The sequence below is a fragment of the Novosphingobium sp. SG751A genome (genome assembly GCF_013149295.1).
Classification (GTDB): domain Bacteria; phylum Pseudomonadota; class Alphaproteobacteria; order Sphingomonadales; family Sphingomonadaceae; genus Novosphingobium.
Genome location: NZ_JABGCB010000005.1, coordinates 217,220 through 231,765, shown reverse-complemented (window position 1 = coordinate 231,765; position 14,546 = coordinate 217,220). Strand labels below are relative to the sequence as shown.

Genomic DNA, 14,546 nt, shown 5'->3' with positions numbered 1-14,546 from the left:
TTCAGTTGGCGCCGGCCGGGGCGCCGGGAGTCGTCGGTGAGCCTGCCGTCATTTTGCCCGGCACCTGCATCTGACGATGGACCACAGCCACGGGCGCAGTCTTGCGCCGCACCTGTTGCACCAGCGCGATCTGAAGCGCGATCAGCATGTAAACGAAGGGCTGGAAGGCAATGCCCACAAACGCCGCGCCCAGCAGATAGACGAAGTGCCCCTGCTGAAGCGCCAGCGCCAGATCGGCATAGCGCCGGTCAGACGGAGCCTCGCTCTTGCGCAACCGGCGGCGCACGCCCTCAAGCTGGATCAAACCGCTGATCTGCAGCGTCAGCCACAGCGCCAGACCCGGCCAGCCCTGCTCGCCCAGCATTTCGAAATAGGCCGAGTGGAAGGCGCGCCCCTGATCCATGATCTTGGTTGAATTGCTGCCGAAACCATCGTCCTCGCTGGTCACGATTTCCAGCTTGTTGCCGCGGAAGGCGTCAAAGCCGCCGCCGAAGGGGTGTTCGGCGGCATAATTTATCGTCCATTTCCACACCGCAAGGCGCGTGGCCGCCGACTGGTCGGACTGGTTGTTCTGGATCGTGCCCATGCGGTTGGAGAAACTGTTGGGCAGCAAAGGCTGAACCAGCAAGGCCGCCAGCGCCAGACCGCCGACATAGAGCCAGCGATATTTCACCGCCCGCATCATCAGCACCGCCAGCAGACCCGCGCAGAGCAGGCCCGTGCGCGCCTCGGTGCCGATCGGGATCAACAGGCCCGCAAAGGCCAGCCCGTAGGCAAACAGGCGCGTCCGGCTGTTGGCGGGAAAGATCGTGCCGTCCTTGGCCAGCCAGAGCGCCAGCGGAATGATCGCAATCGCCACGCAGGAAATGGTCGAGCCTTCATACAGGCCATTGTTATCGTTGATGAACAGCTTGAGCGTGCCGTAACCGCCGCCGCCTGCCATGGTCTTGAGCGCACCATCAAGGATCAGCGCGGCGGCCGACAGGACCATAACCAGCGCGGCCGCCTCGATGCGCAATTGCGTGCGCAGCGCCAGCGGCAGGAACATCGCCCAGACCAGAGATTTCCACACCCACGACCATTTATCCGCCGCCTCGACGGGGAAATCGGCCGATTGCGTGGTGAAATAGCAATAGATCAGCAAAAGCAGCATCAACACCTGACGGCCGCTGACCCGCGCGCCCTGCTTGTTGTCGAAAAACAGCCAGCCGACCACCGCAAGAAAGAACACCACCAGCGAGAGCTGGACATTGGTGAGCAGCGCATAGGAGATCTTTTGCGGCGCGACGATATCGACATAGAGAAACGCCAGCACCCAGATAAACGGGCGGCGCAGCCCCATCAGCAGGATCAGGCCAACAAAGCCGGTGAGGAAAAGATCAAGCACGGCGCACCCTCCACTTGGCCTTCTTCTCGGGCTCGGCTTCCAATGGCACTTCTTCCTCAGGCGCGGGGTCACGGTCGAGATCGGCGCGCATCAACAGGCGCAGACAGACCAGCACCAGCAGTCCATGAGTCAAGGCGATCGAGAAATAGTCAATCATCGAAGAGATGCCCTCTTTGCCTTTACTTCGCCCTTCATGGATCCAGCCAAGAATCGGCGGCGTCGAGGCCTTATTGCAAAGCCATAGCAAGCAGCAGTTGACGGGACGTTAAGCCTTTATCACCTAGGAAATGCGCCATGACACGCATCCTGCACCTGCTCGACCATTCGCTGCCGCTGCACAGCGGCTATACGTTCCGCACCCGCGCTATTCTCAAGGCGCAGGAGGGACTTGGACTGGAGGTGCGCGGCGTCACGGGGCTGCGTCATTATGCCGATGGCCCCGATTGCGAAGAAGCCGAAGGCCTGACCTTTTACCGCACGCGCGGCGAGGCCAAGGGCCCGGCGGGCCTGCGCGAATGGCGCGAAATCGGCGCTTTTTCCCGCGCGGTGGAGCAGGTTTGCCGCGAATGGCGACCCGATGTGCTGCATGCTCATTCGCCCGCGCTATGCGGGATGGCGGGGCTGCGCGTGGCAAAGAAACTGGGCATTCCACTGGTCTATGAAATCCGCGCCTTTTGGGAAGATGCGGCCGTGGGCAATGGCACCGGGCGCGCGGGCGACATCAAATATAGGCTGACCCGCAGCCTGGAAAACCACGTAGTGAGCGGTGCGGACGCGGTGGTCACGATCTGTCAGGGGCTGAAGGGCGATCTGGTCGCGCGGGGCAATGATCCGGCGCGAATCACCATCATGCCCAATGGCGTCGATCTGGCCATGTTTGGCCAACCGGTGGCGCGCGAATCGGCACTGGCCGATGAACTGGGGCTGGGAGACGGGCCGGTGATCGGCTTTATCGGCAGCTTTTATGATTACGAAGGCATTGACGATCTAATCGACGCAATGCCGGGCCTGATCGCGGTCCATCCCGATGCCCGCCTGCTGCTGGTGGGCGGCGGACCGATGGAGGCAGCGCTGCGCGAGCGCGCCGCCGGATCGAGCGCGGCCCATGCAATCCGCTTCATGGGCCGCGTGCCCCATTCACAGGTCGAGCGTTACTATGCGCTGTGCGACATCATGGCCTATCCCCGCAAAAAGAGCAGGTTGACCGATCTGGTCACGCCCTTGAAGCCGCTGGAAGCGATGGCGCAGGGCAAGCTGGTGGCGGCCAGCGACGTGGGCGGCCACCGCGAATTGATGAGCGATGGCGTAACGGGCACCCTGTTCACACCCGACGATCCGGCCGCCTGCGCAAAAGCGCTGGCCGGGCTGCTTTCGGATCGCTCAAATTGGCCGCAAAGGCTTGCGGCGGGGCGCGCTCATGTGGAAAATGCGCATGACTGGGCAACCAATGCCAAGCGTTATCTCAATGTTTACCAAATGCTGGCACCCGTTAATGGTGTAAATTCGGCAAGCGAGGCGGCATGATACCCCGATTCGCCCCGGAATACGCGGGGAAAGCAAACTCCGGACACGCAACGGGCAGGACGTAAGGGCGCGACTTTGGCAACGAAGCACACTTCTGCGGGACAGGGCTGGCAAGGCATCACCCAACATCCGTTGTTCGCGACGGTTGTGCCGGTGTGGCTGGCGGCTACCTTCGCGCTCTCGACGCTGGCGGTTCGCGGAGAACTGATCGAGCGCATCGTGCTTTCCGCGCAGCTCGACCTGATCCTGCCGATGGCAACGCCCCCGCTGGGGACGACGGCCCGGCTGTTGCTGGCGGTGGCTTTTGGTCTGGTGGGCGCTTTGCTGGGCTGGGCGGCGGTGCGGATGCTGGCCCCGCGCAAGGCGTTTTCGCAGACCGCATGGCAGCAGGCCCGGCGCGAAAAGGCCCAGGATTCGGCCCCCCTTCGCCGCCGCAGCGCCGATTCTCACCCCGATTTTCCCGCGCGCCAGCCGATTCAGGCCCATGCCGAATTGGGCGCGCATGGTTTCGACAATGAGCCGTCCGAACAGGCGGCCGCCGAAACAACCGCTTCCGGGCCGCAGATGGCCGAAACGGCATCGGGCCCCAGCTATGCGCCGCCCCCGCCGGTGGCTGAAACGTGGCAGGTGCTGCATGATGTGCCCCCGCCTCCGCCCCCGGCCGAAGAACCCTCGTGGGACTGGAAGCCGCAGCAGGCGGTAGTCGAAGTGGAGCAGGCAGCCATCGAGGCCCAGAAGAAAGCTGCGCCGACCAAGGTCGAGCCGGTGGCCGAAGCGCCGGTCATTCAGCCCTTCCGCTTCTTCAAGATCGACCCCAGCCCGGTGGAGCCGGTGACCGAATCGATCACCGCCTTTGATGCGCCCATGCCGCCGCCGGTGGCCGAGCGGGCTCCGGTAGAGATGGCTGTGCTGGAAATGGTGGGCGCCGGAGTCGCCACTCTCGAGGCGGATCCCATCGTGGCGGAGCCCATCGCAGCAGCGCCCGTCACGCCGCCCGCACCCAAGACCTGCGCGGGTTTCCCTTCACTGACGCTCGAAGGGCCAAGCGCCGCCGAACATATTGCCTCGGCCTCGCTCGATTCGCTCAGCCATGTTGAGCTGCTCGAACGGCTCGCCCGCGCCTTGCAGCGCCATCAGAACGCCTCGCAGGAAACCAAAACAACCACTTGTGAGCCTGCTCTGGCCTCTGCCCCCGATGGTACGGGCGATGCGCTGCGCGCTGCACTGGCCTCTCTGCGCGACGTTAAATAATTTCCCCACCCCTTGCCGCAGCGCATGATTACACCGACAAATGGCGCGTAAACGGCAAATCCTTTCGTCAGAAACGCGCCAAATACGCCATTTGTGACCTTTCGCGGTTGCAAAAGCTGCGTTCTGACGCCATGGGGCATGATGCGTCATCTCCCCCGCGCCTGCGCGGGCAGGGGATTCGCGCTCCAAATACACGGGTTCAGGTTGCGCCCTGCCAGAGAGACGGCAGAGGGCGCGAGATTGGGATAGATAATCGATGGGATTTCCAGAGCCCCAGGGCCTCTATGATTCGCGTAACGAGCACGATGCGTGCGGCGTAGGTTTTGTTGCCCATATCAAAGGCGAGAAAAGCCATGCCATTATTACGCAGGCACTGGAAATTCTGAAAAACATTGACCACCGCGGCGCGGTGGGCGCCGACCCCTTGCTGGGCGACGGTGCGGGCATCCTGATTCAGATCCCCGATGCGCTGCTGCGCGACTGGGCAAAGGGCGCAGGTCTGACCCTGCCCCAGCCCGGCGATTATGCGGTGGCCATGTGCTTCCTGCCCCGTGATGAGGGCAGCCGCAATTTCGTGGTCGAATATTTCGAGAAGTTCATCGCCAAGGAAGGCCAGACCCTGATCGGCTGGCGCGATGTGCCGGTGAACATCGACGGTCTGGGCAAGGCTGTGCTCGAATCGATGCCGGTGATTCGCCAGTGCATCATCGGCCGGGGTGAGCATTGCGCCGACCAGGACGCCTTCGAGCGCAAGCTGCTGGCCATCCGCAAGCAGACGCAGAACCCGCTGGCCGCTCTGGCCGAAAAGCATGGTCTGCCGGGCCTGACCGAACTGTATATGCCCAGCATCTCGACCCGTACCATCGTGTACAAGGGTCTGTTGCTGGCAACGCAGGTCGGCAGCTTTTATCCCGATCTGACCAACCCGCTGTGCGTTTCGGCGCTGGGTCTGGTTCACCAGCGCTTTTCGACCAACACCTTCCCGAGCTGGAAGCTGGCGCATCCGTTCCGCTTCATCGCGCATAACGGCGAAATCAACACTGTTCGCGGCAACGTGAACTGGATCAACGCGCGCCGCCGCTCGATGCAGTCGGAACTGCTTGGTCCCGACCTCGACAAGATGTGGCCGATCATCCCGCATGGTCAGTCCGACACGGCCAGCCTCGACAATGCGCTCGAATTGCTGGTGGCGGGCGGCTATCCGCTGGTCCACGCGATGATGATGCTCATCCCCGAGGCATGGGCGGGCAACCCGCTGATGGATGCCAAGCGCCGTGCGTTCTATGAATATCACGCCGCGCTGATGGAGCCCTGGGACGGTCCGGCCGCCGTGGCCTTCACCGATGGCCGCCAGATCGGCGCGACGCTGGACCGCAACGGTCTGCGCCCTGCCCGCTTCCTCGTGACCGACGACGATATCGTGGTGATGGCTTCGGAAAGCGGCGTTCTGCCGATTCCGGAAGAGAAGATCGTGCGCAAGTGGCGCCTGCAGCCGGGCCGCATGCTGCTGATCGACTTTGAACAGGGTCGCATCATCGAAGACGAGGAAATCAAGGCCAGCCTCGCCAATGCCGAGCCTTATGAAGAATGGCTGGAATCGGCCCAGTACAACATCAAGGATCTTGATGTTGTCGAGCCTGAACTGGCCCAGCTGCCGGTGGAAACCACCACGCTGCTCGATCGCCAGCAGGCCTTTGGCTATACGCAGGAGGACGTTTCCAAGTTCCTCGAACCGATGGGCCGCAATGGCGACGATCCGATCGGCTCGATGGGCACCGATACGCCGATTGCCGTGCTGTCGCGCAAGTCGCGTCTGCTCTATGATTATTTCAAGCAGAACTTTGCGCAGGTGACCAACCCGCCGATCGACCCGATCCGCGAGGAACTGGTGATGTCGCTGGTGTCGATGATCGGTCCGCGTCCCAACCTGCTGGGCAAGGAAGCGGGCACGCACAAGCGTCTGGAAATCGACCAGCCGATCCTGACCAACGAAGACGTGGCCAAGATCCGCAGCGTGGAAGCCGCGCTTGACGGCGCGTTCCGCACCGCAACCGTCGACACCACCTGGGATGCCAAGGCGGGCGCAGAAGGTCTGGAGCAGGCGATCAAGGAAATGTGCTGGGCCGCGACCGAAGCGGTGCTGGCCGATCACAACATCCTGATCCTGTCCGACCGTGCGCAGGGGCCGGATCGCATCCCGATGCCTGCCCTGCTGGCAACGGCCGCGATCCACCACCATCTGGTGCGTCAGGGTCTGCGTATGCAGGCGGGCCTTGTCGTGGAAACGGGCGAAGCGCGCGAAGTGCATCACTTCTGCGTTCTGGCCGGTTTCGGCGCCGAAGCGATCAACCCCTATGTGGCCTTTGAAACGCTGGAAGATATCCGCGTGAAGAAGGAGTTCCCGCTCGACCGTTATCAGGTCAAGAAGAACTACATCAAGGCTGTGGGCAAGGGCATCCTTAAGGTCATGTCCAAGATGGGCATCAGCACCTATCAGTCCTATTGCGGCGCGCAGATCTTTGACGCCATCGGCCTGTCGACCAGCTTTGTGAACGCTTACTTCACCGGCACGGCCACGACCATCGAGGGCGCGGGGCTGAAGGAGATCGCGGAAGAAACCGTGCGTCGTCACGCGGCGGCCTATGGCGACAACCCGATCTACAAGAACATGCTCGATGTGGGCGGCATCTATGGCTATCGTATCCGCGGCGAAGAACACGCCTGGACGCCGGCCAATATCGCCAGCCTGCAGCACGCTGTTCGCGGCAATGTTCCTGAAAAGTACAAGGAATTTGCCGAGACGATCAACGATCAGGCCCAGCGCAACCTGACCATCCGTGGTCTGCTGGACTTCCGCCGCGCCGACAAGCCGCTGGACATCAGCGAGGTTGAACCGGCCAGCGAAATCGTCAAGCGTTTCGCCACCGGCGCGATGAGCTATGGCTCGATCAGCTGGGAAGCGCATACGACGCTGGCGATCGCGATGAACCGCATCGGCGGCAAGTCGAACACCGGCGAAGGCGGCGAGGATCCGATCCGCTTCACCCCGCTGGAAAACGGCGATTCGCTGCGTTCCTCGATCAAGCAGGTGGCCTCGGGGCGTTTTGGCGTGACCAGCGAATATCTGGTCAATGCCGACGACATCCAGATCAAGATGGCTCAGGGCGCCAAGCCCGGCGAAGGTGGCCAGCTGCCCGGCGACAAGGTCGACAAGACCATCGGCAAGACCCGCCACTCGACCCCGGGTGTCGGCCTGATCTCGCCGCCGCCGCACCATGACATCTATTCGATCGAAGACCTGGCGCAGCTCATTCACGATCTCAAGAACGTGAACACCGGCGCGCGCATCTCGGTCAAGCTGGTGTCGGAAGTGGGCGTGGGCACCGTGGCTGCGGGCGTTTCCAAGGCGCGCGCGGACCACGTCACGATCTCGGGCTATGAAGGCGGGACCGGCGCTTCGCCGCTGACCTCGCTGACGCATGCCGGTTCGCCGTGGGAAATCGGTCTGGCCGAGACTCAGCAGACGCTGATGCTCAACAACCTGCGTTCGCGCATCTGTGTTCAGGCCGACGGCGGCCTGCGCACGGGCCGCGACGTGGCGGTGGCCGCGCTGCTGGGCGCCGACGAGTTCGGGTTCGCCACCGCTCCGCTGATCGCGGCGGGCTGCATCATGATGCGCAAGTGCCACTTGAACACCTGCCCCGTCGGCGTGGCAACGCAAGACCCCGTTCTGCGCGCCCGCTTCACCGGCCAGCCTGAGCATGTCATCAACTACTTCTTCTTCGTGGCCGAAGAGCTGCGCGCCATCATGGCGGAGATGGGCTTCAAGACCCTTGCCGAAATGGTGGGCCGTGTGGACCGTCTGGAGCCGAAGCGGGCAATCCAGCACTGGAAGGCCGAAGGCATCGACCTGTCGCGTCTGCTGCACAAGGTTCCCGATGGCATCTCGCCCAGCCTGAACTGGACCGAGACGCAGGATCACGGTCTGGCCGGCGCGCTGGACAATGACCTGATCGTCGCGGCCAGCGATGCTCTGATCGAGGGCAAGGCTGTGCGGATCGAGCGCAAGGTCATCAACGTCAACCGCACGGTGGGCGCGATGCTCTCGGGCGAAGTGGCCAAGCGCTATGGCCATGCGGGCCTGCCCGACAACACGATCCATATCGCGCTGACCGGCACGGCGGGTCAGTCTTTCGGCGCCTTCCTCGCGCATGGCGTGACGCTGGAGCTGACGGGCGACGGCAATGACTATGTGGGCAAGGGCCTGTCGGGCGGTCGCGTGATCGTGAAGCAGCCGGACTACGTCAACCGTGAGCCGACCCAGAACATCATCGTGGGCAACACGGTGCTCTATGGTGCGATCAGCGGCGAGGCCTTCTTCTCGGGCGTGGCGGGCGAACGTTTCGCGGTGCGCAATTCGGGCGCGATCGCCGTTGTCGAAGGCACGGGCGATCATGGCTGCGAATATATGACCGGCGGCGTGGTGGTTGTGCTGGGCAAGACCGGGCGCAACTTTGCGGCCGGTATGTCGGGCGGTGTGGCCTATGTCTATGACGAGGCAGGCAACTTTGCCGATCTGGTCAATCCGGCTCAGGTCGACATCCTGCCGATCAGCGCCGAGGCCGATGCTGATGAAGGCGCAGGCCGTCCGCAGCAGCGCACCGTTTCGGTCCACGATCTGGGCATGGGTGACATGCTGCGCCACGATGCCGAACGTCTGCGTATTCTGCTCGAACGTCACAAGCTCCACAGCGGCAGCAAGCGCGCCGCCGAACTGCTGGAAGACTGGGACAACGCGCTGGCCAAGTTCGTCAAGGTCATGCCGCGTGATTATGCCAAGGCGCTGCGCAGCTTTGAAGCTGAGCGTCTGGCCGCAGAAACTGTGGCCGCAGAATAAGTTCGAGAAGGAAGGAATTACACATGGGCAAGGAAACCGGCTTTCTCGAGCTTGACCGTCAGGATCGCACCTATGCGGACCCGAAGGAGCGCGTGAAGCATTACAAGGAATTCGTGATCCCGCATGCCGAGCCTGCGCTGAAAGCACAGGCCTCGCGCTGCATGAATTGCGGCATTCCCTATTGTCACAATGGCTGTCCGGTGAACAACATCATCCCGGACTGGAACCATCTGGTCTATGAAGGCGATTGGCAGAATGCGCTTGAAGTGCTGCATTCGACCAACAACTTCCCCGAGTTCACCGGCCGCATCTGTCCCGCGCCATGCGAGGCGGCCTGCACGCTGAACATCGTGGACCAGCCGGTGACGATCAAGTCGATCGAATGCGCGATCGTCGACAAGGGCTGGGAAAACGGCTGGATCACCGCGCAGGTGGCCGCCAAGAAGACCGGCAAGTCGGTAGCCGTGGTGGGTTCGGGCCCGGCGGGTCTGGCAGCGGCCCAGCAACTGGCGCGCGCGGGCCATTCGGTCACGGTGTTTGAAAAGAACGACCGCGTGGGCGGGCTGATGCGCTACGGCATCCCCGACTTCAAAATGGAAAAGCACCTCATCAACCGCCGCATGGTGCAGATGGAGGCCGAAGGCGTGGCGTTCCGCACCTCGGTCGAGGTGGGCGTGCATGTATCGGTGGAATCGCTGAAGGAAAACTTCGACGCCATCGTACTGGCGGGCGGTGCGGAAGATCCGCGTCCCCTGAACATTCCGGGTTATGAAATGCAGGGCGTGCGCTTTGCCATGGAATTCCTGACCCAGCAGAACAAGCGCGTGGCGGGCGACGATGAAATCCGCGCCGCCCCGCGTGGGTCTCTGACCGCCACCGGCAAGCATGTCGTGGTGATCGGCGGCGGCGACACGGGCAGCGACTGTGTTGGCACGTCGAACCGTCAGGGCGCGCTGTCTGTGACGCAGCTGGAAATCATGCCCCAGCCGCCGGTGAAGGAAAACAAGGCTCTGAGCTGGCCGAACTGGCCGCTCAAGCTGCGCACCTCGTCGAGCCATGAAGAAGGCGTGGCGCGCGAATTCGCCGTGCTGACCAAGCGCGTTGTGGGCGAAAACGGGGTCGTCACCGGCCTTGAATGCGTCCGCGTCGAATGGGAAGGCGGCAAGATGGTCGAAGTGGCCGGCAGCGAGTTCACGCTCAAGGCCGACCTGATCTTCCTCGCCATGGGCTTTGTCGGCCCGCGCAAGCAGGGTCTGCTCGATCAGGCGGGCGTTGCTCTGGACGCACGCGGCAATGTGCAGGCCGACACCAACAACTATCGCACCAGCGATGACAAGATCTTTGCCTGCGGCGACATGCGCCGTGGCCAGAGCCTTGTCGTCTGGGCCATCCGCGAGGGTCGTCAGGCCGCGCGCGCGGTGGACGAGGCGCTGATGGGCGTGACCGAATTGCCGCGCTGATCGGGCCGGCCAAAGGGTAAAAAGAAGCGCCGGCGGGGTTCCTGCCGGCGCTTTTTTCTATGGAGCATCGGGCAAACCGTGGCGTAGAATACCGGCAACAAACCGGAGTCGATGCCCATGTTCCTCGACACACGCGATCCCTGGCCTCCGCCCGACCCGTGGAGCCCCCCACCCCGCCGCGATCCAAACCGGCGACGCGAAGGGCTGGTCATGTCGCTGGTGGGGCTCAATCTCCTGCTGCTGTTTATCGCGCCGATTGCCGGGATCACCTTTTTCGACATCGCGCTGGCGCTTTGGCACCGGTTCTAGGCCGTCACTTCATCGCGGCGGCAAGCTTGTTGTGATAATCGAATTGCGTATAGCCGGGGCCGTTATAGGCCCGCGCAAAGGCGCGGCAGGTTTCCGGATTGGTGGAAAGCGCCGCCATTTCGTCCTGCAACTTGTTGGCCTCGACATAATGGACCAGCAGGAGGTAATGCCCGGCCTCGGACGCCACGGTGGACAGGGCCAGCGCATAGGGCGAGGCATAATCGAAATCGTCCCAATATTCGCCCAGCACCTGAAACTTGCCCCATGAGCAGGCCATGAAGGCAGCGTCGATCTCTCCGGTGACGATCGCGCCCAGCAATTTGTCCCAACTGCTTTCATTATAGCCGCCCGACTGCGGATTGCTGAAACTGCATACCGAATATTTGCCGCCGGTGTATTTATGGAATTTATGGCGTTCAAACAGGATCTTGGGGCGCCCGTCCTTGTCAAAACCGCTGCCTGCGGCCTCGACCTTGGCCACGGCGGCCAATTGCTTGACCGACACGCCCAGCCGCGCGGCCAAAGTCTTGATCTTGTCGGCATCGAGCGGGCCAGTGTTCGCGCTGGTAAAAGTACTGATCAAGGCTTTTCGAGACAAATCACCCCAGACGCCATCAGGTTTCGCGCCAATAGCTTTCTGCAAATCGATGATGTTCATGGCCATCCCTTTCAGAAGCGGATGGCCATATTTTGAATAATCATTCCCTTGTAGGCAATGATTCATTGCCTACTGTTGGAAATACAATTTTACAGGGTCCAATCAACCGGTTGACGGCCAACCGATTCAAGAAATTCATTGGCCTTTGAAAAATGCCGACTGCCGAACCAGCCATTATAGGCCGAGAGCGGGCTGGGATGCGGGGCCTTGAGCACCAGATGCCGCCCATCGTTCAACCCCGGCACGCGCGCGGCCTTCTTCTGCGCATGGCTGCCCCAGAGCATAAAGACGCATGGGAAAGGCCCGGCCGCCACCGCCGCCACGCAGGCGTCCGTAATCGCCTCCCAGCCCCGGTTCTGATGCGATCCGGCCTGTCCCTGCTCCACGGTCAGCGCATTGTTGAGCAGCAGCACCCCCTGACGCGCCCAGGCGGACAGATCGCCGTGGGTGGGCGGAGCAAAGCCGATGTCGGTTTTCAGCTCCTTGTAGATATTGACCAGACTGGGCGGGACGCGCACGCCCTGCTGCACCGAAAAGCTAAGCCCGTGGGCCTGTCCCGGCCCGTGATAGGGGTCCTGTCCCAGAATCACCACCTTGACCGCATCAAGCGGCGTCAGTTCCAGCGCGGCCAGCCTTTGCCCGCGCGGAGGAAAGATCACCTTGCCCGCCGCCTCCTCGGCTTTCAGGAAACCGCCCAGCCGCCGCGCCTCGGGCGTGGAGAGCGCGCCATCCAACGCTTCGCGCCAACTTGTGGGAACTGCGTCACTTGCCGTCATAATCTGCCTTCCCGCCGCTTTCAGGGCTTTTCAGTTTGCCCGCTTCGTCCTAAGCATTTTGGCACAATGGCTGTCTATCTCCACGAAGAAGATCTCCCCGAAGGCGTGCTGGCTCCCGGCCCGATTGCGGTGGATACCGAAACCATGGGCCTTATCACGGCCCGCGACCGGCTGTGCGTCGTGCAAATTGCCGACGGGCGGGGCGACGAGCATCTCGTCCGCTTCAAGCCCGGCAGCACCTATGCCGCGCCCAACCTCAAGGCCGTGCTGGCCGATCCGGAGCGGGTGAAGATCTATCACTTCGCCCGTTTCGACATTGCCGCGATCCAGCATTATCTGGGCGTGACCGCCGCGCCGGTGTTCTGCACGAAAATCGCCAGCAAGCTGGTGCGCACCTATACCGACCGCCATGGCCTCAAGGATCTGGTGCGCGAACTGCTGGGCAAGGAATTGAGCAAGCAGCAGCAGTCGAGCGACTGGGGCGGCGCGGAATTGTCCGATGCCCAGCGCGAATATGCGGCCAGCGACGTGCGCTATCTGCATGCCGCCCATGCGATTCTGGTCACCCGGCTTGAGCGCGAAGGGCGCACCGCATTGGCGCAGGCCTGTTTCGACTTCCTGCCCGCGCGGGCGGAACTCGATCTGGCCGGTTGGCCCGATCACGACATCTTCAGCCACATGTCGGCCTGAGGCAGCCTTGACCATCGGTGCCGATCTGCTGCGCAACCGCCGCCGCGCGAAAGCCGCGCCCGGCGGGGCGCAGGATCGCATGATCCGGTTTTTGTTCACCGCCCTGCCGGTCGGCCTTGGCATGGTCACCGCCGTCATGGTGGTAAGCCCGATCTTTCCCCATGGCGAGGTGTCCTTCCTGCTCGACCGCAACAAGGTGGCCGTGGCCAAAGAACGCCTTGCCGTGACCAGCGCGACCTATCGCGGGGCCGATGACAAGGGCCGCCCCTTCGCCCTGAACGCGGGACAGGCGGTGCAGCATTCGGCACAGGTGCCGATCGTGGAAATGCGCGGATTGAACGCCACACTGGCGATGGAAAGCGGCCCGGCGCGGGTCGAGGCCCCCTCGGCGCGCTATGACATCAACCGCGAAGTCATGCAGGTGGCCGGCCCCGTCCGCTTTTCCGAAGGTGACGGCTATCGCATGCAGACCAGCGACGTGGCGATTAACCTGAAAACCCGGCAGGCCACCGCCAGCGGCGGGGTCACGGGCATCGTGCCGGCCGGAACCTTTGCCGCCGACCATATGGCCGCCGATATTTCCGCGCGGACGGTGGTGCTGCAAGGCCGGGCGCGGCTGCGCATGACGCCCAGCAAGATGAAAGCTCCCCGATAGGGGATTCCCATTCCCCACAAACGCCCCTTCACCCAAGCCAAGCCTTGGGCTAAGAGCCAGGTCATGTCTATCATGTCAAAGATTGCCCCTTCCCGCCGCTTTGCCGCCCTTGGCGCAATGGCACTTGTTCTTGGCGGATCGGCCGGGGCCCTGCTGGCGCAGGGGCTGGGCAATCATGACAGCGACAAACCGGTCGATTATGCCGCCGACCGCATTGAGGTGCAGGACAAGGCCAAGCGCGTGCTGCTGACGGGCAATGTCGATATTACCCAGCAGGACCTGCGCATGAAAGCCGCCCGCACGATCGTGGCCTATGCCAATGAAGGCGGCGACAACAACAATATCAAGATCCAGCGCATCGACGCGACCGGCAATGTCGAAATCAATCAGGGCGACGACCGGGTCTGGGGCGATATGGCCACCTATGATTTCACCCGGCGGGTGATCACCGTGGTGGGCCATGTGCGTTTGCAGAACGCACGCGGCAGCGGCAAGGGCGAGCGGCTGGTGATCGATCTTGACCGCCATGTTTCGAACTTCGTCGGTGCCTCCTCGGGCACGGGCGAGAAGAGCGAATCCGGTCGTGTGACGGGCAGCTTCACCGTCGCCAAGCGGACCACGCCCGCGCCTTGAGGTCTGGGCGCCGTCCGGTCCAAGGCGGCCGGGGCGGATAAGTAAATCACCATATAGGATAGCGCGGTGTATTTTGCGTTGCGCCTTGCAATGGGGTCGAAGATATTTCGGGCGCCATACCTGTCTGCGCCTGCCCGCCACTCAAAGATTAACCAGATTGGCTTTAAGCGCAACGAGTTTCGTCAAATTCTCAAGCTTTGTCCGCTACATTCGTTAAGACTTGAGGACTCACCCTCTGTAACAGAGCCAAAGGAAATGGCGGAAAAGTCACCCAAATATCGATAACGCCTTGGTAGGTATGATTTT

At 62.6% G+C, this 14,546-nt stretch carries 12 protein-coding genes; 8 read left to right on the top strand and 4 right to left on the bottom strand.

The window, feature by feature from the left end:
* Nucleotide 1: 1 nt before the first annotated feature.
* On the bottom strand, nt 2-1,387 hold the full coding sequence (locus FHW96_RS08825) for a DUF5935 domain-containing protein (RefSeq protein ID WP_172340182.1): 1,386 nt from the start codon (nt 1,385-1,387) through the stop codon (nt 2-4).
* Nucleotides 1,380-1,544, bottom strand: a complete 165-nt coding sequence (locus tag FHW96_RS08820) for a hypothetical protein (RefSeq protein WP_172340181.1) — start codon at nt 1,542-1,544, stop codon at nt 1,380-1,382. The genes FHW96_RS08825 and FHW96_RS08820 overlap by 8 nt, the downstream gene beginning before the upstream one ends.
* Before the next feature lie 137 nt (nt 1,545-1,681).
* On the opposite strand from FHW96_RS08820, the gene FHW96_RS08815 reads away from it, so the two are divergent.
* The 5 genes from FHW96_RS08815 to FHW96_RS08795 all read left to right on the top strand — a co-directional run bounded on the left by FHW96_RS08815 (nt 1,682) and on the right by FHW96_RS08795 (nt 10,828).
* Nucleotides 1,682-2,911 (top strand): TIGR04063 family PEP-CTERM/XrtA system glycosyltransferase, encoded by a 1,230-nt coding sequence (locus FHW96_RS08815; RefSeq protein WP_172340180.1) that lies wholly within the window; start codon nt 1,682-1,684, stop codon nt 2,909-2,911.
* Between the two features lie 75 nt (nt 2,912-2,986).
* Nucleotides 2,987-4,162, top strand: a complete 1,176-nt coding sequence (locus FHW96_RS08810) for a hypothetical protein (protein WP_172340179.1) — start codon at nt 2,987-2,989, stop codon at nt 4,160-4,162.
* 256 nt (nt 4,163-4,418) lie between these two features.
* Nucleotides 4,419-9,059, top strand: coding sequence for a glutamate synthase large subunit (gene gltB / locus FHW96_RS08805; RefSeq protein ID WP_172340178.1), 4,641 nt, complete (start codon nt 4,419-4,421; stop codon nt 9,057-9,059).
* Nucleotides 9,060-9,082: 23 nt separating this feature from the next.
* The gene (locus FHW96_RS08800; protein ID WP_172340177.1) at nt 9,083-10,519 is read left to right on the top strand and encodes a glutamate synthase subunit beta; all 1,437 of its coding nucleotides are present in this window, start codon (nt 9,083-9,085) and stop codon (nt 10,517-10,519) included.
* A 117-nt stretch (nt 10,520-10,636) separates the two neighbouring features.
* The gene (locus FHW96_RS08795; RefSeq protein WP_172340176.1) at nt 10,637-10,828 is read left to right on the top strand and encodes a hypothetical protein; all 192 of its coding nucleotides are present in this window, start codon (nt 10,637-10,639) and stop codon (nt 10,826-10,828) included.
* A gap of 4 nt (nt 10,829-10,832) precedes the next feature.
* Here the strand turns inward: FHW96_RS08795 and FHW96_RS08790 are convergent, their stop codons facing one another.
* Nucleotides 10,833-11,411 carry an N-acetylmuramidase domain-containing protein gene (locus FHW96_RS08790; protein WP_253950827.1) on the bottom strand — a complete coding sequence of 193 codons (579 nt, stop codon included), beginning with the start codon at nt 11,409-11,411 and terminating at the stop codon, nt 10,833-10,835.
* Between the two features lie 164 nt (nt 11,412-11,575).
* Entirely contained in the window at nt 11,576-12,262 is a 687-nt protein-coding gene (gene ung, locus FHW96_RS08785; protein ID WP_172340174.1) for a uracil-DNA glycosylase, read from the bottom strand.
* A gap of 66 nt (nt 12,263-12,328) precedes the next feature.
* Between ung and FHW96_RS08780 the strand changes: the two genes are divergently transcribed.
* The 3 genes from FHW96_RS08780 to FHW96_RS08770 all read left to right on the top strand — a co-directional run bounded on the left by FHW96_RS08780 (nt 12,329) and on the right by FHW96_RS08770 (nt 14,240).
* The gene (locus tag FHW96_RS08780; RefSeq protein WP_168603383.1) at nt 12,329-12,952 is read left to right on the top strand and encodes a ribonuclease D; all 624 of its coding nucleotides are present in this window, start codon (nt 12,329-12,331) and stop codon (nt 12,950-12,952) included.
* A 7-nt stretch (nt 12,953-12,959) separates the two neighbouring features.
* Entirely contained in the window at nt 12,960-13,607 is a 648-nt protein-coding gene (lptC, locus tag FHW96_RS08775; protein ID WP_172340173.1) for an LPS export ABC transporter periplasmic protein LptC, read from the top strand.
* A gap of 117 nt (nt 13,608-13,724) precedes the next feature.
* Nucleotides 13,725-14,240 carry an LptA/OstA family protein gene (locus FHW96_RS08770; RefSeq protein WP_172340172.1) on the top strand — a complete coding sequence of 172 codons (516 nt, stop codon included), beginning with the start codon at nt 13,725-13,727 and terminating at the stop codon, nt 14,238-14,240.
* The last annotated feature ends 306 nt before the right edge of the window (nt 14,241-14,546 follow it).